Here is an 18,626-nt window from a genome sequence, read left to right on the forward strand (position 1 = left end):
TTGTCTATCCGCATAGAATCCACCACAAGCGGGTGTAGTTCAATGGCAGAACCTGAGCTTCCCAAGCTCATGGCGTGGGTTCGATTCCCATCACCCGCTCCACTTCACATACAAGGTTCAGGTCACCGCCACAACGCCTGCTTTAATACTCATCAATGATTAAGAATAACCCCATATGAGTATTTAAGGAACCCCGCACCCCTTCAATGCGCATTTAGAACAGCGGCCGATCCAGCGCCAGCAACAGGTCATCCACTCGTTGGCGCACCACGGCAGTCATCTGGATGGGGCGACCCCATTCCCGGGTAGTCTCTCCGGGCAGTTTATTGGTGGCGTCCATGCCCACTTTACCACCAAGTCCGGCAACCGGCGAAGCGAAGTCGAGATAATCGATGGGTGTATTTTCGACGGGGGTAATGTCGCGCACCGGGTCCATCCGGGTGGTCATCGCCCAGATCACATCTTCCCAACGGCGCACATCGATGTCTTCGTCCACCACGATGATAAACTTGGTGTACATGAACTGTCGCAAAAAGCCCCAGATACCGAACATGACTCTTTTTGCATGACCGGGGTAACCCTTGCGGATACTAACAACGGCCAGACGGTAGGAACAGCCCTCCGGCGGCAGATAAAAATCCACGATTTCCGGGAACTGTTTCTGCAGCAGGGGCACGAAGACTTCGTTGAGGGCCGCACCCAGTATGGCCGGTTCATCGGGGGGTCGGCCGGTATAGGTGCTGTGGTAAACAGGATTTTCGCGGTGGCTGACGGTTTCCACGGTGAACACCGGAAAACGCCCGGCCTCATTGTAGTAGCCGGTGTGGTCTCCAAAAGGTCCTTCCACCGCCATGTCATCCGGGTAAATATGCCCTTCCAGGATGATCTCGGCGCGCGCGGGCACCTGTAGCGGAACGCTCAGGGCATTGGCGAGCTCAGTACGCCCGCCACGCAACAGGCCGGCGAATTGGTGCTCGGAAATGGTATCGGGAATAGGAATGACCGCCGCCAGGATCGTTGCCGGATCGGCGCCGTAGGCTACGGCAACAGGGAATGGCTCGCCCGGGTGCGCTTTCTGGAATTCACGCAGGTCCTGGGCCCCTCCCCGGTGCGCCAGCCAGCGCATGATCACCCGGTTACGACCAATGACCTGTTGCCGGTAGATACCCATGTTGGCCCGTCGCTTGTGTGGCCCTTTGGTCACGGTCAGGCCCCAGGTCATGAGCGGCGCAGCGTCTTCTGGCCAGCAGGTCTGCACCGGCAGGGCCGCAAGGTCGACCTCATCTCCGCGCAGGATGATTTCCTGGCAGGGAGGGCGACTCAGGGTGGTCGGTGCCATGTACAGGATCTTGCGCAGGGTGGGCAACTTGTCCCAGAGGTCGCGCAGGCCGCGAGGCGGGTCAGGTTCCTTGAGATAGGCCAGTAACTGACCGATCTGCCGGAGATCCGCCAGGGATTCGCCCCCCATCCCGAGCGCCACGCGTTCCGTCGTCCCGAACAGGTTGCCCAGCACCGGCATGTCGTAGCCGATGGGCTGGGTGAACAGAATGGCCGGCCCTGCCGCCCGCAAGGTTCGGTCGCAGATTTCCGTGATCTCCAGTTTGGGAGAGACGGGCACGCTCAACCGGCGCAATAGATCGCGCTTTTCGAGATCGGCCAAAAAGGCGCGGAGGTCACGGTAGCTCATGGATACATTGTAACCACAGCCAGGTTAGTTTGTCCCGCTATCGGGGTCCTCACGGGCAACGACAAAGGCACTGTCATCGATGGCCAGAGACGAAGTCGTGCGCAGATCGATGGCCTCGTGGCCGCTGATGTATTCTTCGGTAAGCATGGTCAGGCACGCCACCTCTTCGGCGCTTACCGGCACAAAACCGGAAAAACCGATATCCTGCAATAATACCTGCCCCCGCGCCTCCTGGTCCATTTGACAAAGTATCCGGGTAAGCAGATCCCGCTGCGCCGATAATCGTGGGCCAACACAGAATGCATGGAACGCGAAGGCATCGTCAGAACGGTCTATAATGCGCAGACTATCACGAATCAGGCCGCTTGCGCCGGCATAGACTTCGTCAAACAAAAAACCGACATCCGCCTGCCCCTGTAGTATGGCCTTGAGCACCCCCTGGTAACTGCCGGTAAAGACAAATTCCAGGCGTGCCCGGTCGATCTCTGCTTTATCCAGCAGAAACAAACCCACCATGTGAACCAGTGTGGCGGGATGGGCAGAGGCTATGCGGATACGCGGCGACAAATCCGCAACCTCCCGTACCGGACCGGCCGCTGCGGTGCATAAGTATACTTCATCAAAATGGTCCCGGGGTTTGGCGATGGGTATAAAACCCCTTTTTTGTACGTATTGCACCCAGTCGAATGGGTTGGCGTAAACCAGATCGTAATGGTTGTCGAGCACTGCGGCGCGACAGGCGTCAAAGCCGTCATACGGCTGGAAATGCATTATCTGACCCAGATGCCGCTGCAGATAGGTGTTCATCAAAAACCACCCCGGGAGATTCTTTCCGGAGTAATTCGGATCTACCGTAAAATTCAGGGTGGCCCCACTAGAGATTTTAGGAGATGGCATACGTTATTATCCTCAGATATCAAAATCTACCGGTATCTCACCGAGAATATTGAGGTGGATATTAAACGGCGTCATATATTTCATGGCCGTCATCATGGATCCCTTAAACTTCAGTCGTCGAGTCATCAAGGCCGATTTCCCGCTGATCTCTCCCGACAGGATTTTCTGCCAGTAGTCCATGCTTGTCCACATGATGAAGTCGCGGCGCCGCCCGTCGGAAGGTCCCGCATAGATAACCTTCCCCGCCTTGCAGAACAACATGACGTGAGGGATATCCGGGCGATCTTCAATATAATACTCCCAGGTGGCATTGAAGTTTTTCAGATCTTTCTGAATTTCCGGATGAGTATCCCACTGCTTGCCGACGAGACGAATCCACTCTGTACTCATAAATTTTGCTACCATAATCAGAGTCCTCGCGCTCAATACTGTTACCATCAAAGCATCCGATGACATCATCACTTTCACAATATTAGTAAATATGAATTTACCGGATGGCCCCTACGGATTCCTATTTAGACGTCATTGAGGTTTTCGCCAGTTGCCAGCAAATGCTGGAGAACAATACCGGACAGTACCACCCCGAAGAGCGCGGGCATGAAGGAAATGGTGCCGTTGACCGTTTTAGCTCGCCCGCCCGCGCTGGATACTTCCACGGGAGGGGCTGCCCGGCGCGGGGATTCATCGGAAAAGACGGTCTGCACGTCGAGGGACGCGCCATTCTTGCGTAGCAGCGCGCGCAACTCACGGGCCAGGGGGCATTTTTCCGTCTGGTTGAGTCTTGCGACACGGACCCGGCGGGGATCGAGACGATTGCCCGCCCCCATGCTGGAAAAAACCGGTAAACCCAGGGTCTGCGCCGCCTGGATAAGAATCGCTTTGCAGGCGATGGCATCAATGCAATCCACGACCATTTCCGCACCGCTGTCCGCCAGCAGGCGTGTGGCATTGTCTGCGCTGATGAACTCCTGACGGGTTTCAAGCACACAGTCGGGATAAATATCCCGAATCCGCGCCGCCATTACCGCTACCTTGGGCTGATTCAGCGTGGAATGCAGGGCGACGACCTGCCGGTTGATATTGGAAATACTGACCACGTCGTGGTCAATGAGCGTGATATGCCCTATCCCGGCACGGGCAAGGTTTTCCGCGACATAACCGCCAACGCCACCGACGCCGGCAAGGAGCACATGGCGGTCACGCAAATCTGCGACAGCGGAAGCGCCCAGGAGAATTTCGGTACGAGCAAAAGGATGGGGCATTATGACATGTCCTGAAGATGAAATAAGGTAAGGGCATTTTGCGCGGTAATCCGGGCAATTTCCTGAACCGGAGTATGGCGCAACTGCGCTAGTTCAGCGATGATTTCGCGAAGATATGCGGGTTCATTGCGAGCGCCGGGATGCGCATGGGGCGGTTGCCACGGGGCATCCGTCTCTACGAGTAGAAATTCCGCCGGAAGTGTGGCCGCCATCGCCCGCAAACGCTGGGCGCGAGGATGCGTAAAGGCACCGCCGAGCCCCAGTAAAAACCCCATATCCGTCAATCGCTGAGCCTGAACGAAGCTGCCTGAGAAGCTGTGCAACACCCCGCGCAACCGGGGAAAACGGCGCAGGGTCAGGAGCATTTCTTCCAGGCTCTGCCGCGCATGCAGAATGACAGGTAAGCCCAGTTGCTGCGCCATGGCGAGCTGAGTCGTGAAACCGGCACGCTGACATGCGGCGTCAGGCGCGCCCGCGCTGGCGTCGAGTCCGATTTCCCCCAAAGCGACCGCATCGGCGAGGAAAGTTGCCAGGGTCGCTTCCCATTGGCCATGCCGATCCTCCAGATAGAGGGGATGCACACCATAGGCCGGAAAAAGTCCGGGCCAGCGGTGGCAGGTTTCCCTGAGTCGCCTCCAATACCGGGGAGTATAGGCGGGGAGGACCATTTTGCGGACCCCGGCCATGTCTGCACGGCGCAGAACCGCATCACGATCATCGTCGAAGGCTGCGTCATCCAAGTGGCAATGACTGTCTACCAGACCATGCACGGACAGGTCCGCGAACTTTTCGGCGCCAGCATCAAACGAAGACATCTGCCGATCTTACGGTGGCAGAACCCGGGAGTAAACGTGCCCCCTTTGCTGGACCAGGAAATTCAGCACTTGCTGCAAAGGGCATCTTGGTCTTAAATGGCTGGATAAAATAGAGACCATGCGGGGGAAATGATGCGTACGTTGACGACAGACCTGGCCATTCTGGGTAACGGTCCAGTGGCGCGCAGTCTGATTCTGGCACTGGCGGACAGCCCGCTGCGGGTGCTGATGCTGGATACCTACCCTCTTGCCCAGGCACGACCGCGGCTGACGGAGCGAACCCTCGCCCTGGCCCTGGGCAGTCACCGTCTGCTCCGCCGTCTGGGAGTGGCCATGCCTCTGGCCGATGCCGCCGCTATTCGGACCGTGCAGATCACCCAACAGGGCATCAGTGGACGGGTACTTCTGGAACACAGTCTGCTGAACGCGCCCGAGCAAAGGCTGGGAGAAGTGGTCGGTCTGGAGACCCTGACTGATGCACTGGCCATGCCACTGGCAACTTGTCGCACCCTTCAACAGGAATCGCCGGGGCCGTTGCAGGCCCTACAGTGGTTTCCGGACCGGGTCCAGTTGGACTGGCCGGATTTGCGGGTAGAGGCGGCACTGACGGTGGTTGCGGATGGCGGCCATGGCGAGATCGCACGGCTGGCCGGTCTGCGACGCATGGGCTGGGATCACAACCGCCACGCCATCATTGCCACGGTGACCCCGCAGCAGCCCCTGCCCGGCATCGCTTTCGAACATTTTCTGGAGAGCGGACCGCTGGCGTTCCTGCCCATCGGCAAGCACCAGTTCTCCATCGTCTGGAGTCTGCGCCCAGGGGATGCCAGTCGCGTCCTGGATCTCTCCGATGCGGATTTCCTGGTGGCCTTGAACCGCCAGCGACCTTCGTCACTACCGCCACTGGTCACAACCGGTCCGCGCAGTGTCTATCCTCTGTTTTTCCAGCGGTTATGGGCTGAACCCGGCCAGCGCCTGGCGTTGGCGGGGAATGCCGCACAAACCCTGCATCCTTTGGCCGGGCAAGGCTATAACCTGGGATTGCGGGATGTGCTGACTTTGGGCGCCCTGTTACGGGAGGCAGCTGAACGTGGTGACGACCCGGGAAGCAGATCCCTGCTGGCCGATTACTCCCGTACTCGTCGCCGTGACCGGCTGGAGACCATTGCCTTTACCGAGACCATGAACCGTCTGTTCAGCAGTCCACGTCTGCCGCTGCGTTTGGCACGGGCTGCGGCTCTGACTCTGCTGGACCAGACATCGCTGGGCAAACGGGAACTGGCGGCGCGACTGGCTGGCATTCATCTCCCGGTACAAAGCGCCATACCGGATCTGGTTACGGATGGCTACCATGTCCGATAATGCTCGCTATGATCTTGTCATTTCCGGCGCCGGCATGGTCGGTGCCAGCTTGGCCCTGGCAGCCCAGCAAGCGGGCTTGCGTATCGCGGTGTTTGAAAAGCGCAGTGCTGCGGCATGTGCCGCGGCAGACCCCTTCGACCGCGCCAGTTTGATCGCCACCGGGTCCGTGCGTTTTCTGAGCAGCCTGGGCGTTGATCCCGCATTGCTTGGCAGTGCCGTGGAACGCATGCGGGTATGGGATGCGGAAGACTCCGGCGGTATTCATCTGGACGCCGAGGAAGGCGGGGAAGACCTGCTTGGGTACATTATCGAGAATCGCCGCCTGGAGCAGGCCCTGCATACGGCGCTGGAAGAATCCGGGCTATATATTCGCTACGGGCGGGAAATCACCGGCGCTGCCCCCGATGGCAAGGCCATGTACATCACCGATGCCTCTGGAACACAATCCCGCGGCACTCTGCTGGCCATTGCGGAGGGTCGGCAGTCGCCGTTACGCAAGGCGCTCATTCAGGCACCGATATTCCGGGAAAGCTATGGGCAGGACGCCATCACCGCCACCGTCTGGATTGAAAAGCCTCATCGCCACATCGCCTATCAACGATTCCTCTCCACCGGCCCGCTGGCGGTACTGCCGTTCAGTGACGACGCCCACGGACGTGCCCGCGCCTCCATCGTCTGGAGTGCCAAACAGGCCCGTGCGCGCCACCTGATGGCCCTGGATGATGCGCGGTTTCTGCGCGAACTGCACGAGGCGTTTGGACCGCAACTGGGGCATTTCCAGGAGATCGGACGACGCAGCAGTTATCCGCTTTCTGGCCTGCACAGCAGCCGTTATATCGGGGAGCGCAGCGTATTGCTGGGGGATACCGCCCATGGTGTTCATCCATTGGCGGGTTTGGGGGTAAATCTGGGATTTCGTGATGCGGAACAACTGATAGCGGCCATTACCACCGCCCGTGAGCATCACGACGACTGGGGCGAAGCCTCCGTACTGCGCCGCTATCAAAGCGCTCGGCGGCCTGATAATCTCGTCACTGTACTGGCTTGTGGTGCCCTCAGTCACCTCTTCTCCAACCGCAGTCGCGGCCTCGCCCGGCTGCGCGACCTGGGGATGCTGGGAACTGGTGTCATCTCTCCGGTCAAACGTTTTCTTATCCGTCAGGCCATGGGCCTTTAAGGAGATTGCAGATGCAACACCGTATTGCCGACGATATCGCCGCCGCCATTGGCGACACCATTGCCCGACTGGGGACCGTCAAGGAAGACGTGGACAAGCAGGCGCGTGCCATGCTTGCCAATACGCTGGATCGTCTGGATCTGGTTACCCGTGACGAATTTGATGTGCAGCGGGAACTGCTCTCCCGCCTCGCCGCGCGGGTTGCCGCGCTGGAAGCTCGCCTCGACGCCCTGGCACCCAAGGCCGCTTTGGACGAAGACGCCAGCAAGGATTGAGCCTTGCCGCTGGCGATAGTCCACAGCCGCGCCCTGACCGGGATACAGGCAGCAGGCGTCGCCGTGGAATGCGATCTGGGTCCCGGCCTGCCAACCTTTGCCGTCGTCGGTCTCGCTGAAACGGCGGTCAAGGAAGCCCGGGACCGGGTGCGTTCCGCCATTCAAAACAGCGGCTTCGAGTTTCCGGCACGACGGATGGTCGTCAATCTGGCCCCCGCCGACCTGCCCAAGGAAGGTGGCCGCTTCGATCTGCCCATGGCCATCGGTATTCTCGCCGCCAGCGGGCAACTTCCTGCGGCCGCACTGGAAAAGCTGGAGATGATCGGTGAACTGGCGCTGGACGGCAGCCTGCGTCCGGTGACGGGCACGCTCTCCAGCGCACTGGCGGCGGGACAGGCCGGACACGCCATTCTGGTGCCGCAAGGCAATGCCCGGGAAGCCGCCTTTGCCCAAAGTACTCCGGTCTTTGCCTGCGCGAACCTGGCACAGGCCGCCGCCCACCTGCGCGGTACGGATCGCCTACCTGAAGTCGTCTGCGATGCGGAAAGCCTCGAATCGGCCCTTCCGTACCTCGATCTGCGCGATGTGCGTGGTCAGGAATCGGCCAAGCGGGCACTGATTGTTGCGGCGGTGGGTGGTCATCACCTACTCCTGTCGGGCCCGCCCGGCACCGGGAAAAGCATGCTGGCAGCACGACTACCCGGCCTGTTACCGCCCCTGCACCGCAGCGAGGCGCTGGAAGTAGCCGCCATCCACAGCCTGCAAGGGGACGGCTTCGATATCCGTCAGTGGGGCAGACGTCCGTTCCGCAGCCCCCACCATAGTGCCTCTTCAGCGGCGCTGGTGGGCGGTGGTTCGCACCCTCGCCCCGGTGAAATCAGTCTGGCACATCACGGCATTCTTTTCCTGGACGAAATGCCTTCCTTACAATATTGCCAATAATTTTTATAATATCAGGCGACACATTCCCAATATGCTGTTTCTAAATGTAAAATAGACTTCATCCTTTTGCATTTTCTGCATAAAATGCAGGTTTCCCGCATGCGTCTTTCCCATATTGGAAATTCTCACCAATCCGGGTATCCCCCATAGGTTCAATGAGTTGGAAGATTCTCATGTTTACAGGTTGATTTGATGGCATTGTGCATGTATTTTTCATCTAGTGATGTTTTAATGCCCTTTACGAAACATATCTTCATGGTGTACAGTGTCTACATGGGCATTTCCACTTTCCGGAGATTGCAAACGCGTCATGGTCACCCGCAAGCTGAGATCCATCCCCGAGTCGCACCAGGGCGCGACTATGGCACCGCCAGTCTTTCGTCTACCCGACAAGGACGAAGTGCTGTTTCGGACAATGCTGGAAGCCTACGTCACCCGACGCCTGGGTGCGTTACGGCATCAACACAAGAGTGTGGATCGAGATACCCGCATCATCCTGGAGTTCCTTCAGTTCAGTGGCAAGGCGCCGTGGTACTGGACCGAAGAAGGCTTTGAAAAGTGGAGTTATGAGATCGGCGTGGTGCGCGCCCTGGCCGTGAGTTCCCAGCGGCACTATCAGGGTACAATCCGGAGTTTTCTCGCCTACCTGATAGAGAACCTTAACTTCCGCAATGCCGTGCACCGGGAGTACGGCGTCGATCTGGTACAGATCTGCCATCCAGAGAACTGCATTCCCCATATTTCCGAACGGGAACTGATCCGCGAGCGTCCGGCTCTCACCCATGCGGAGATTGACCAGTTTTTTAACGCTTATGATATTGCCATTACTGAAGCCGCCAGCTTTAACACGAAAGATCTGCGCCCCCTGCAGCGAGACAAAGCCATGTTTTATTTGACCTATGCGGCGGGGCTGCGGGCTTCCGAAGTCATCGGGCTGAATGTCTCTTCCTTCCAGCCTAATCCGGATATCCCTGAATTGGGGGCATACGGGTTTGTTTCTGTCTGGGGTAAAGGTAGCCGGGGCAGTGGTCCGAAGCATCGGATGGTACCGCTCACACATTTGCCGACTTCTGCCCTGTTGACCTGGTACATTCAGGAGATACGCCCACTGTTTATGGACCTTTCAAACGCGAATGAGAAGGCACTTTTCCTCTCGGAGCGTGGCCGCCGCATCGCCTTATCGACCTTTGAGGCGCGCTTTCAGCATGGAATCGCCCTGGCCGGACTGGAGGACCATGGATTTACGCCGCACTGCCTCCGTCACTCTTCGGTCACGCATGAATCCCAGCGCTTCAGTGGGGAAATGGTACGCCGCAAGCACGGGCACACCTATCAGGCGACGACTCAAGGATATATGCACCATCCCGACGAATTCGTAAACGAGGAAATCACCCGAGCGATTGGCTCGCAACTGGACGCTTTACTGGGCAAGAATGAGGATAAGGAATGAGTAAATTGGCGACACTCAATGCACTGGAATGGCGTGTACGCGTGATGATGGCCGAACGCCGCATCAAGACCGTTACCGAACTGCGCAAGCAACTGGAGGAGGTGGGAGTCGAGATTTCGACGACACAGCTCAGTCGAATAGTGGATGCCCTGCCGACACGTATCAGCTCGGAAGTCCTGGCGGGACTGACCACAGTTCTGCGTTGTGAGGTCAGTGATCTGATACGGGTAGCCCGGCGTCGTCCGCCGCCCATGGAACAGGACATTGATGACCGTCACCCTTCTGACACCGTTTCCAATGCGCGCTCCACCGATGACGCGACACCGGATTCATCGCCCAAACGCGGGATCCGCCGGACGCGGGAACCGATCAGCACGAATGTCACAGGCCCCAAAGTCACGGCCCTCCCCATCCCTGAGCGGCCTAAACGTTGAGCGCCAACCATGACTCCCGGCAAAGCGCATAAAACCTGCGGCTGTTGTGGTCGGTCGATGGCCAAGGCCGTCGCCGTAACGGACGGCGTGGCCTATTGCGCGACCTGCTATGCCCGCGAGTTCAAAAAAGTGCCTTGCGTCCAGTGCGGAAAAACCATGCGTTCACTGGGCGGCAAAACACCGGCGACCTGTCGTTCCTGCAAGGCCCAGGATCGGTACTGTATCCGCTGTGGCAAACCCGTACCTCGCGCCGGCCTCACGGTGGAGGAAGGGGTGGTGTGCCCCTCCTGTGTGCGTTATTACAAGGAACCCCAGGCTTGCGCGGTCTGTGGGCAGAAAAGTCTGCGGCTCTCTCGGGATTTTCAGGAGGGATTCACGGAGCCCGTCTGCAACCATTGTCGGCGCGAAAGTTATATCACCTGTCCTTCCTGTGGCAAACACCGGCGCCCGGCAGGGCCGGATAGTCAGGGGCGCATTGTCTGCAAGCAATGCCTGGAACGCACAGGCCCCTTCATCTGCCCGCAATGCGGTCAGGAAGGACGCGCCCACAGCAAAACCCGTTGCGAGGCGTGTTACTGGAAAAATTCTGTCGAAAAGCGCATGCGCAGCGCCGTAGCACTCTTGTCCCGCCCTTGGGCCAAGGAAGCCTTCTCCGGGTTTACGCTGGAATTGCGGGAACGCGTCGGTGCCCAGCCGGCGGCCATGCGCCTGGAAAAGTATTTTCTGTACTTCGCGAAGCTCGATACCCTGTTCATCACCCCCGGCGATATCACCGCCGAAAAGCTCATTATGGCTCTGGGACGGGAAGGTTTGCGCCGTTACGCGGTGCCACAAAGTTATCTGATACGCCATGGCATCGTACCCGCCTTTAGCGACGAAACCCTGCAGGCGGCCAGCGCCGAAGCCGCGCAGATCGCATTACTGACGGCATCCGAAGGCCAATGGTATGCGGGGTTGCTACGGCGTTTTCACGCCCACCTTGCAGAAATCAATGCCCGCTACCGGACCCGAGGGTGGCAAGGCAAGCAACAGCGTTTCATACCGCGCACAGTGACCACTGCGCTACGGGCGGCAAAAATATTTCTGGATTTTCTGGAGATCGACCCGGCGGCGGGGGTACAGCATATTCAGCAGATGCAACTGGACCGTTTTTTGGTGGAGCACCCCGGTTATCGGGACGGCATCCGCGCCTTCGTGCGTTTTCTGAATCGCAAGGAAAAACTCTTCCGCAAGCTCAAGATCGAGTCCGTGCAACGCAATCTGCCCAAGGGCCTTATTCTGGATCGGGATCGTTATACCAGCCTGCTCCGGGCCTGGCTCAACCCTGCAGACGATGTACTCAAGGCCTCCCTGATCAGCACGCTCATGCTGCTGTATGCGCAAACTGCCAAACGTCTCGTCCGATTGCGCTTAACCGATCTGGCGCAGGGTGCCACGGACGGGATGTATCGGGTGATTTTCGGGCGCACCGAGATTACCCTGGACCCGCGCGTGGGTCATCTCCTGGCCCGCTATTTGGAGCGGCGTCGCGCGCTGGCGACCATGGAAGATACCGATGACACCGACTGGCTCTTTCCGGGACGTCGTCATGGCGGCCACCTGCACGAAGCCATTGTCAGCTACTACCTCAAGAAACAGGGCGTGACAGCGGCCAGTCTGTTTACTACCGCCATTTACTACGCCTACCTCGGCGGGTTACGGCACCCCAAAGTGCTGGTCAAGGCCTTTGGGATCACCGACTACACGGCCGTCAAATATCTCCAAATGATTGACCCAAGGCTCACCGCCGAAGTGGAGGCCAGAGTTGCCAGCCGATAGGACATGGTGGGTGTATCTGATCGAGTGCCGGGGTGGCGGCATATACACCGGCATCGCCCTGGATGTCGAAAAACGCTATCAACAGCATATGAACGGCAAAGGCGCCCGATATACGCGCATGAATCCACCGGTACGATTGCTCGCCCGCCGGGCCTATCCTGACCACCGCAGTGCGGCGCAGGCTGAGTTCACGATAAAGGGGCTTTCCTGCCTGGAAAAATGGCGCTGGGCAGCGGCCTGTGCGCAAAACGTGAGCAATTTAGCCTTATCCGGTAGTGATTAAGCGGCCATCTTTCGCAAGAGGTCGGGCGCGTCCTTTGCCGTCACATTCACCAATTGCGCCAACTCCTCCAACTCCTCCGCATAGATTTTATTGACCTTGGGGATGGCCTGCGTGAGGACGATACATCGTTCTTTTACCAGAAACCCGGACTCCACGGCCCGCTGGAAACTGATTAGGGCATCGTTGACCTTTTGCTGGATGTCTTTCTTCGCTCCATGAAACGCGATGGCCTTGAATCCCATACGCGGCTCTTCCGTGATGGCGTAGGGGAAGGTGGTTACAAAAGGCTTGCCTCCTGGCATTTCAAAGGCCACCTCTACCCCTCGCGCGAACCCTTTACGATATACCAATTCAGACGTGCTGAAGACATCGTCAATCCATTCGGAGAAGGGCTTCTCTGGCGGTTTTGTCATTGTGCCAATAAGTCTTTCCTCAAGGCTATCGAGCAAAATGTCCACATCGTTGATATCTGGCCAATCCTCAAAGCGAGATGGGGTCGTAACAATCTGTCGTCCATTCGCCGCAATCTGGTCCAATATCCGATCTGAAATAAGGTTTTCCGGATTCCAGGCATCATTCCAGGTGGCGAGGTCTTGTAACCACTGCAACCACTCCCCGAACACCCAGTGCTCGTTGATCTGACGGGGAGCGATCGCGCGATAATAGCTGAGATCAATGGCCCCATTTCGCTGCATACCGACGGCACGCACATGGGTCTGTCCCCCTGCTCTGGCCAGCAACGCGAAGTTGCGGCCCTCCTGGCGCTCTGGAAACTCCCGGTACTGCAAGAGGCGGTATTCCACGATCATGGACGACTCCCGATGAAACTAACATGCCGCTGCACGATGGCAGGGAATGCCTCTTTTCGCTTCATCATGGCATCTGCGAGGGAGCGTTGCCACTCTTCGGACACGCCACGGAAGGGTTTACCCATTCGGCAGCACTCCCGAACATAGCCGTCCGGCAACGCCGCGATACGCTTGACCCAGGTGTCCAGATACACGGCCTGGACGCGCCCGTAGAATGGGTGGCGGCGCACAATGGGTTCCCCCACCGCTAATTTGCGGATGCTGGTCACAGGGTCAGACTCCGCCCCAAGCAGGGCATGGCTGTGATCGAATGCAGCGAAAAGCCGCACATGCGGAGTCACCAGGGAGGCCTTGAGGTTGCGGGCGCGGTCCCCGTTACCAATGTAGAGGTCGAAGGCGACCAGGGCCGCTACCTGATTGGGATAGGTAGCGGCGATGCGATCCAATTGCGGTTCCAGCACGTCCGGCAAATTGATTCCGGGAGAATGCACCAAGAGACTTGCATAGGCCGGGCCGTCGCCCGTGGTCGTCAGAACACCCTCGGCTATCGGGACGTGCAAGGTTTGCGCGAGGCGCTGGGCGACGTATTCGTTGTAGACACAATGGGGGGATTCGGTACTGTCGAATTTCAAGGCGGCATCCAGGGTGCACACGGAGGGCATAGTGACGCCTGCCTTGCGGGTTCCGGAAATGCGGCGGATTTTATAGGTTTGCATCAGTAGTCCATGGTGTGACCTTTTCTGGATACCGCACCCACCCTATGGTGCCTGGAATTTTCGAGTGCGACGCACGGATACCCTCTGGTTCGGTATCCAACCCACGACCAAGTATGCCAAATCGTAACGGGAAAGCAACCGGGACCCGCCTCTTAACGGTTTTCTGCTGGTTTCGACGTTTTCATGTGGGTAGCCTCAGGTCCAACTTACCGAGAATTCGGTAGGCCATGTTGTTGAAAGTTCTTGTGGGTGCGGCTATGTACCTCTCGTTCTGGACGTGTGCACTCTCGATAACTCCGACTCTCGGGAGGAGAGTCGTCGTGCTCAGCAAGCCTTTTCGCGCATCCATGCGCGATCGGCCTTGCGCTGGCGACCAGAAAAAAGGCCTCGGACGTCCTAGTCAGCGGCGTACCGCCACGCCCTCGTTGGGGCGCAGACGGCACACACGCTTCCCATATGACTCGTCGGTAACCATGCGGTAAAGCACGCGCCTGCACTCCCAGCTTGCGCGGTCGTTTCGGCGGTTGCAGTTCGCCGCGTTGCTTGCCGGGGACTGCTCGACCTCATGTCACTCTCCTGGCTCGTAGCGAAGGGGGCGTCGGTTGGGCCTACTCGGGGTTTATCAGCCATGCCCCCAACAGCCATACATTCTCGGAGCAGCACAGTAAAACCTGGGAGAATGTCGGAAACCGGGGACTTACCCTCCAACGCCGCTCACCTGGGTCAGAATGGCTGGAACATCGGCATGGAACTGCGGGAAGGAACCCAGCATCGCTATCGCTTCCCAGCCACACACTTGACACCCCAACCGCTGGCACCTATGCTCGCGCCCATATTCATCCCGTGAGCATACGATGAAACTCGATGACGCAACGCGCTACCGGCTGCTGAAACTCATTGCCGAACATACGGAATACACCCAGCGCGACCTGGCCGTCGCCATGGGCGTAAGTGTGGGGAAAACCAACTTTTGTATCAAAGCGCTCGTGGAGAAGGGCTGGGTGAAGGCGGGGAACTTCCGGCGGAACCCCGATAAGACGGTGTACGCCTACCTGCTGACGCCCGAAGGCGTCCAGGAAAAGGCACGGGTCACCGTTCGCTTCCTGCACCGGAAAATGGCCGAATACGACGCCCTCCGGGCGGAGATCGCCGCCCTGCGCCTGGAAGTGGACGATCTTGCCGCGTCAGGCCTCGATGCCGGTAGAGGGGCGGCGTGACTACCGCCGAGCGCCTCGCGTCCTACGAAGACCTCTTCGGCCTGCCCGAAAACGTCGTGGGTGAGATTATTGCCGGTCAACTGTATACCCATCCCCGTCCGGCACCAGCTCATGCACGAGCCCGTTCGGTGCTTGGCAACAAAGTGGGGACGCCTTTCGATCAGGGCGAAGGCGGTGGCCCCGGCGGCTGGTGGATACTCGACAAACCCGAGCTACACCTGAGCCAAGACATCCTCGTTCCCGACCTCGTCGGCTGGCGCCGCGAGCAGATGCCCGCACTCCCCAAAACCGCGTGGTTCGAGATGGCTCCCGACTGGGTCTGCGAAGTGCTCTCCCCGGCCACCGCCCGTACCGATCGCGTCCTCAAACTGCCCCACTATGCCGCCACTGGTGTCGCCCACTGCTGGCTCATCGACCCCGACGCCCGTACTTTGGAGGCCTACGCCAACCAGGGAGGCCGATGGCTACTCCTGGGCACTTGGGGAGGCGATGACGTGGCCACTATCGATCCCTTCGCCGCCATCCCCCTTTGCCTCTCGGGCCTATGGGTGGACTGAATTGGAGTCAAACTGATGAGCAATAACATCATTCCCATCATCCGACATGCTCCTTCCCGCGCAGTGCTGAGGGAGTCCTTTTCCGAGATAAACCATCAGATCGTCCATCTGGTCGCGCGCATCCAGGGTGCGGTTATGGACAACGATGATCACTTTTTTGGGCTCTGCGATGAGCTGCGTAGCCAGATCAGTGAATTAGTAGACATTTGCAGGGATTACGCACAGCCAGAGCTTTCCGCCGACAAGGATGGAGGGAAGGAAAGTTTGCGCATCCTGATCCTGATGGTCTCGCATATGGAACTCATGTTTCTGTATGCGCGCAAGAACAGAGCCTCGGAGACGCATTACCAAAAGGAGATTAACGCCACGGCAGATGAATTCCTCCATCGGCAGGCGCGGATTGGAATAGGTAGAGCGTAATGGGAGTGGGCTAGGTATGAAAGCGCTTTTCCCTGTTCTCGTCGTCGGCGGTGCCGGTTATATCGGCTCGCATATGGTTAAGATGTTGGTGCAGAGTGGCCATGAAGTCATCGTGCTCGATAACCTCTCTACGGGCTTTCGGGATGCCGTGCATTACGGGCGCCTCATAGAAGGTGATCTGGCCGATCAAGCCCTACTCGACCGGATATTTGCCGAAAATAGCATTGCTGCCGTCATGCACTTTGCCGCCCTCAGTCAGGTGGGCGAATCGATGCATGAACCCGCACGTTATTACCGAAACAATGTCGCCAACACCCAAAACCTACTGGATGCCATGCTCCGTCACGGGGTAAGGCGCTTTATCTTCTCTTCCACAGCGGCCATATTTGGCGAACCCGAAGCCTCCTTAATCAATGAGCAACACCCCCAACGTCCGATCAATCCCTACGGACGCGGCAAGCGGATGGTGGAAGAAATGCTGGGGGACTACGACCGTGCCTACGGCCTGCGCTCGGTCTGTCTGCGTTATTTCAATGCCGCCGGGGCTGACCCAGAAGGCGAACTGGGGGAGCGCCACGACCCCGAAAGCCACCTGATCCCTCTGGTGCTGCAGACCGCCAGCGGACGTCGCGATCATATCGCTGTCTATGGGAACGACTACCCGACACCCGATGGCACCTGCATTCGGGATTACATTCACGTCTGGGACCTCTGCAGTGCGCATTTGCTGGCCTTGGAGCATCTGTTGGCCAATGGCGGCAGCGACATCTTCAACCTGGGCAACGGTACCGGATTTTCTGTGCGGCAGATCATTGACACAGCCCGCCGTGTGACGGGTCAGATCATTCCGGAGATCGTCCAGGAACGTCGCGCTGGTGATCCGGCTGTGCTCGTGGCCGATAGCCAAAAGGCACGGCGAGAACTGGGCTGGCAGCCACGATTTGAGGACCTTGAGACCATCATGGGACATGCGTGGGAGTGGGAGCAGATTTATACGTCAGTGTTTGGTGTTAGGTGACCATTCCGCATCCATCCATTGCTCGATCAACCTTGATCAACCTAGCGGGTGCTGTCATATCAAGCGCCCTCTTGCTAATTACAGTACCTCTTTTTCTCAACCTTATCGGCGAAGCTCGCTACGGTGTTCTGGCCATAGTTTGGCTTCTTCTGGGTTATTTTGGTGTGTTCGACCTAGGATTTGGGCGCGCAGTCGCCAATCGTATCGCAGCCCTTCACGATGCTTCTGCAGAGGATCGACAAGGTGTTTTTTGGACCGGATTAGCAATCAGTGCAGTAACCGGACTTGTTGGTGGGGCTATTCTCTATCTGCTTGGCGGATGGCTGTTTGCTCATGTCCTCAATATTCATGGTGCATTGCGTACTGAAGCAGCAAACGCCATGCCGTGGCTGGCGCTTGCCTTGCCCCTTGCTATAATTATATCACTGCTTGCGGGTGCACTAGAAGGACGCCAAGCATTTACCGCTCTCAATAGTGCACAGGTTTTCGGTACGGTACTCTTTCAGCTTTTTCCTTTAGGAACGGCCTATGCGGGATGGATAACGCTTCCTTACTTGATAGCCGCCGCCATTATTGGGCGTCTATTGAGTGCTTTGTTACTCTTTGCCTTGTGCTATCGCTATGTACCACTATCTCCACGCCCTCGGTTTGCCATCAGTCAAGTAAAATCCTTGCTTCACTACGGTGGATGGATTACGGTTACTGGACTAGTCAGTCCGATTCTAACCGTTTTTGATCGTTTTCTTCTCGGTGCCAAGTTAGGTATGGTCGCTGTCACGACTTACACAGTGCCTTTCAATCTTGTGCTGCGCCTCTCCATTCTCCCCGCCAGTCTACAAACTGCATTATTCCCAAGGCTTGCTATGGAAGAGCCTGGAAAAGCAAAGCATCTAGCTGAACGAGCTCTGATTTCTATTGCCGCTATCATGACTCCGGTTGTGGTGGTAAGCTTGCTGCTTATAAAACCATTTCTCATCATTTGGGTGGGCGAGGCGTTAGCTGGAAAAGCATCTCCAGTAGGGCAAATTTTGCTTCTTGGCCTCTGGATAAATACCTTGGCCTTTATTCCTTTTACCTATCTCCAGAGTAGTGGGCGCCCCGATTTGCCTGCCAAGTTTCATGTCCTAGAGCTAGTGCCGTATATTGTCATTCTATGGCAACTTATCGACAGATATGGAGTGCTTGGTGCAGCTTGGGCGTGGGATATGCGTGTCTTTGTGGATGCCCTGCTACTTTTCTGGGCGTCCCAGACTTTTTCCGCATTTAAACATGCAGCCGCTGGAATACTTATCGTCATCGGAGCCTTCATAGTGAGTGTTAAACTACCTGGTGATACTGTTCTATTTTTGGGGTTGGCTGTTATGTTGGTTGTCAGTAGTTTAGGTTGGTCATTTACCAGCTTGCCCCATGACATACAAATCGGATTTAGACGGCGAGTACTATTAAGGTATTCACGAAAGAATTAAGCGGTTACTTAGAAACTATAT

The 18,626-nt window shown here is 57.6% G+C and carries 21 protein-coding genes and 1 tRNA gene; 15 read left to right on the plus strand and 7 right to left on the minus strand.

The features are described from left to right. Positions 1-28: 28 nt before the first annotated feature. Positions 29-102 (plus strand) — tRNA-Gly (locus AFERRID_RS02210). Between the two features lie 112 nt (positions 103-214). On the opposite strand, the gene ubiD is transcribed toward AFERRID_RS02210, so the two are convergent. The 5 genes from ubiD to AFERRID_RS02235 form a co-directional block, all read right to left on the minus strand. Continuing rightward, a complete protein-coding gene (gene ubiD / locus AFERRID_RS02215) occupies positions 215-1,687 on the minus strand; it encodes a 4-hydroxy-3-polyprenylbenzoate decarboxylase (RefSeq protein ID WP_126604285.1) in 1,473 nt (490 codons plus the stop codon). A gap of 24 nt (positions 1,688-1,711) precedes the next feature. Next, on the minus strand, positions 1,712-2,584 hold the full coding sequence (locus AFERRID_RS02220) for a phosphate/phosphite/phosphonate ABC transporter substrate-binding protein (RefSeq protein WP_113526522.1): 873 nt from the start codon (positions 2,582-2,584) through the stop codon (positions 1,712-1,714). A gap of 12 nt (positions 2,585-2,596) precedes the next feature. After that, the gene (locus AFERRID_RS02225; RefSeq protein WP_113526521.1) at positions 2,597-2,989 is read right to left on the minus strand and encodes an SCP2 sterol-binding domain-containing protein; all 393 of its coding nucleotides are present in this window, start codon (positions 2,987-2,989) and stop codon (positions 2,597-2,599) included. 110 nt (positions 2,990-3,099) lie between these two features. Continuing rightward, positions 3,100-3,846 carry a tRNA threonylcarbamoyladenosine dehydratase gene (locus AFERRID_RS02230; RefSeq protein WP_113526520.1) on the minus strand — a complete coding sequence of 249 codons (747 nt, stop codon included), beginning with the start codon at positions 3,844-3,846 and terminating at the stop codon, positions 3,100-3,102. Beyond that, the gene (locus AFERRID_RS02235; RefSeq protein ID WP_113526519.1) at positions 3,846-4,661 is read right to left on the minus strand and encodes a TatD family hydrolase; all 816 of its coding nucleotides are present in this window, start codon (positions 4,659-4,661) and stop codon (positions 3,846-3,848) included. The genes AFERRID_RS02230 and AFERRID_RS02235 overlap by 1 nt, the downstream gene beginning before the upstream one ends. A gap of 129 nt (positions 4,662-4,790) precedes the next feature. On the opposite strand from AFERRID_RS02235, the gene AFERRID_RS02240 reads away from it, so the two are divergent. From AFERRID_RS02240 to AFERRID_RS02275, 8 genes are all read left to right on the plus strand, one after another. Next, positions 4,791-6,023 (plus strand): FAD-dependent monooxygenase, encoded by a 1,233-nt coding sequence (locus tag AFERRID_RS02240; RefSeq protein ID WP_225981799.1) that lies wholly within the window; start codon positions 4,791-4,793, stop codon positions 6,021-6,023. Then, a complete protein-coding gene (locus tag AFERRID_RS02245) occupies positions 6,013-7,200 on the plus strand; it encodes an FAD-dependent monooxygenase (protein WP_126604286.1) in 1,188 nt (395 codons plus the stop codon). The genes AFERRID_RS02240 and AFERRID_RS02245 overlap by 11 nt, the downstream gene beginning before the upstream one ends. Before the next feature lie 11 nt (positions 7,201-7,211). Further along, entirely contained in the window at positions 7,212-7,475 is a 264-nt protein-coding gene (locus tag AFERRID_RS02250; RefSeq protein ID WP_113526517.1) for an accessory factor UbiK family protein, read from the plus strand. Positions 7,476-7,478: 3 nt separating this feature from the next. Then, on the plus strand, positions 7,479-8,417 hold the full coding sequence (locus AFERRID_RS02255) for a YifB family Mg chelatase-like AAA ATPase (RefSeq protein ID WP_226858175.1): 939 nt from the start codon (positions 7,479-7,481) through the stop codon (positions 8,415-8,417). Positions 8,418-8,727: 310 nt separating this feature from the next. Then, positions 8,728-9,867 (plus strand): tyrosine-type recombinase/integrase, encoded by a 1,140-nt coding sequence (locus AFERRID_RS02260; RefSeq protein WP_126604287.1) that lies wholly within the window; start codon positions 8,728-8,730, stop codon positions 9,865-9,867. After that, a complete protein-coding gene (locus AFERRID_RS02265; RefSeq protein ID WP_126604288.1) occupies positions 9,864-10,301 on the plus strand; it encodes a helix-turn-helix domain-containing protein in 438 nt (145 codons plus the stop codon). The genes AFERRID_RS02260 and AFERRID_RS02265 overlap by 4 nt, the downstream gene beginning before the upstream one ends. 9 nt (positions 10,302-10,310) lie before the next feature. Then, positions 10,311-12,119 carry a hypothetical protein gene (locus AFERRID_RS02270; protein WP_126604289.1) on the plus strand — a complete coding sequence of 603 codons (1,809 nt, stop codon included), beginning with the start codon at positions 10,311-10,313 and terminating at the stop codon, positions 12,117-12,119. Further along, positions 12,106-12,402 carry a GIY-YIG nuclease family protein gene (locus tag AFERRID_RS02275; RefSeq protein WP_126604290.1) on the plus strand — a complete coding sequence of 99 codons (297 nt, stop codon included), beginning with the start codon at positions 12,106-12,108 and terminating at the stop codon, positions 12,400-12,402. The genes AFERRID_RS02270 and AFERRID_RS02275 overlap by 14 nt, the downstream gene beginning before the upstream one ends. On the opposite strand, the gene AFERRID_RS02280 is transcribed toward AFERRID_RS02275, so the two are convergent. Together AFERRID_RS02280 and AFERRID_RS02285 are read right to left on the minus strand one after the other, a co-directional pair. Then, complete coding sequence (locus tag AFERRID_RS02280; protein WP_126604291.1) at positions 12,399-13,211, minus strand: hypothetical protein; 813 nt, start codon at positions 13,209-13,211, stop codon at positions 12,399-12,401. The two genes, AFERRID_RS02275 and AFERRID_RS02280, sit on opposite strands and share 4 nt — an antisense overlap. Continuing rightward, a complete protein-coding gene (locus tag AFERRID_RS02285; RefSeq protein ID WP_126604292.1) occupies positions 13,208-13,927 on the minus strand; it encodes a HipA domain-containing protein in 720 nt (239 codons plus the stop codon). Before AFERRID_RS02285 ends, AFERRID_RS02280 begins: the two co-directional genes overlap by 4 nt. A gap of 679 nt (positions 13,928-14,606) precedes the next feature. Here AFERRID_RS02285 and AFERRID_RS15255 point away from each other — a divergent pair. The 6 genes from AFERRID_RS15255 to AFERRID_RS02315 are packed head-to-tail and all read left to right on the plus strand — an operon-like array spanning position 14,607 to position 18,605. Continuing rightward, positions 14,607-14,774 (plus strand): hypothetical protein, encoded by a 168-nt coding sequence (locus tag AFERRID_RS15255; RefSeq protein ID WP_197722469.1) that lies wholly within the window; start codon positions 14,607-14,609, stop codon positions 14,772-14,774. A gap of 7 nt (positions 14,775-14,781) precedes the next feature. Then, entirely contained in the window at positions 14,782-15,144 is a 363-nt protein-coding gene (locus tag AFERRID_RS02295; RefSeq protein WP_126604293.1) for a MarR family EPS-associated transcriptional regulator, read from the plus strand. Continuing rightward, positions 15,141-15,701 carry a Uma2 family endonuclease gene (locus AFERRID_RS02300; RefSeq protein WP_126604294.1) on the plus strand — a complete coding sequence of 187 codons (561 nt, stop codon included), beginning with the start codon at positions 15,141-15,143 and terminating at the stop codon, positions 15,699-15,701. Before AFERRID_RS02295 ends, AFERRID_RS02300 begins: the two co-directional genes overlap by 4 nt. 15 nt (positions 15,702-15,716) lie before the next feature. Next, positions 15,717-16,121: a hypothetical protein gene (locus AFERRID_RS02305; protein ID WP_126604295.1), complete on the plus strand. Its 405-nt coding sequence runs from the start codon at positions 15,717-15,719 to the stop codon at positions 16,119-16,121. Between the two features lie 16 nt (positions 16,122-16,137). Then, the gene (gene galE / locus AFERRID_RS02310) at positions 16,138-17,139 is read left to right on the plus strand and encodes a UDP-glucose 4-epimerase GalE (protein ID WP_126604296.1); all 1,002 of its coding nucleotides are present in this window, start codon (positions 16,138-16,140) and stop codon (positions 17,137-17,139) included. Next, positions 17,136-18,605, plus strand: a complete 1,470-nt coding sequence (locus tag AFERRID_RS02315) for a flippase (protein WP_126604297.1) — start codon at positions 17,136-17,138, stop codon at positions 18,603-18,605. Before galE ends, AFERRID_RS02315 begins: the two co-directional genes overlap by 4 nt. The last annotated feature ends 21 nt before the right edge of the window (positions 18,606-18,626 follow it).

This window comes from Acidithiobacillus ferridurans (assembly GCF_003966655.1).
Classification (GTDB): Bacteria; Pseudomonadota; Gammaproteobacteria; order Acidithiobacillales; family Acidithiobacillaceae; genus Acidithiobacillus; species Acidithiobacillus ferridurans.

What these genes read in the sequence shown, in the direction of transcription:
- ubiD (WP_126604285.1), bottom strand. Translation starts at nt 1,687, where the DNA reads ATGAGCTACCGTGACCTCCGCGCCTTTTTGGCCGATCTCGAAAAGCGC.
- AFERRID_RS02220 (WP_113526522.1), bottom strand. Translation starts at nt 2,584, where the DNA reads ATGCCATCTCCTAAAATCTCTAGTGGGGCCACCCTGAATTTTACGGTA.
- AFERRID_RS02225 (WP_113526521.1), bottom strand. Translation starts at nt 2,989, where the DNA reads ATGGTAGCAAAATTTATGAGTACAGAGTGGATTCGTCTCGTCGGCAAG.
- AFERRID_RS02230 (WP_113526520.1), bottom strand. Translation starts at nt 3,846, where the DNA reads ATGCCCCATCCTTTTGCTCGTACCGAAATTCTCCTGGGCGCTTCCGCT.
- AFERRID_RS02235 (WP_113526519.1), bottom strand. Translation starts at nt 4,661, where the DNA reads ATGTCTTCGTTTGATGCTGGCGCCGAAAAGTTCGCGGACCTGTCCGTG.
- AFERRID_RS02240 (WP_225981799.1), top strand. Translation starts at nt 4,791, where the DNA reads ATGATGCGTACGTTGACGACAGACCTGGCCATTCTGGGTAACGGTCCA.
- AFERRID_RS02245 (WP_126604286.1), top strand. Translation starts at nt 6,013, where the DNA reads ATGTCCGATAATGCTCGCTATGATCTTGTCATTTCCGGCGCCGGCATG.
- AFERRID_RS02250 (WP_113526517.1), top strand. Translation starts at nt 7,212, where the DNA reads ATGCAACACCGTATTGCCGACGATATCGCCGCCGCCATTGGCGACACC.
- AFERRID_RS02260 (WP_126604287.1), top strand. Translation starts at nt 8,728, where the DNA reads ATGGTCACCCGCAAGCTGAGATCCATCCCCGAGTCGCACCAGGGCGCG.
- AFERRID_RS02265 (WP_126604288.1), top strand. Translation starts at nt 9,864, where the DNA reads ATGAGTAAATTGGCGACACTCAATGCACTGGAATGGCGTGTACGCGTG.
- AFERRID_RS02270 (WP_126604289.1), top strand. Translation starts at nt 10,311, where the DNA reads ATGACTCCCGGCAAAGCGCATAAAACCTGCGGCTGTTGTGGTCGGTCG.
- AFERRID_RS02280 (WP_126604291.1), bottom strand. Translation starts at nt 13,211, where the DNA reads ATGATCGTGGAATACCGCCTCTTGCAGTACCGGGAGTTTCCAGAGCGC.
- AFERRID_RS02285 (WP_126604292.1), bottom strand. Translation starts at nt 13,927, where the DNA reads ATGCAAACCTATAAAATCCGCCGCATTTCCGGAACCCGCAAGGCAGGC.
- AFERRID_RS15255 (WP_197722469.1), top strand. Translation starts at nt 14,607, where the DNA reads ATGTCGGAAACCGGGGACTTACCCTCCAACGCCGCTCACCTGGGTCAG.
- AFERRID_RS02295 (WP_126604293.1), top strand. Translation starts at nt 14,782, where the DNA reads ATGAAACTCGATGACGCAACGCGCTACCGGCTGCTGAAACTCATTGCC.
- AFERRID_RS02305 (WP_126604295.1), top strand. Translation starts at nt 15,717, where the DNA reads ATGAGCAATAACATCATTCCCATCATCCGACATGCTCCTTCCCGCGCA.
- galE (WP_126604296.1), top strand. Translation starts at nt 16,138, where the DNA reads ATGAAAGCGCTTTTCCCTGTTCTCGTCGTCGGCGGTGCCGGTTATATC.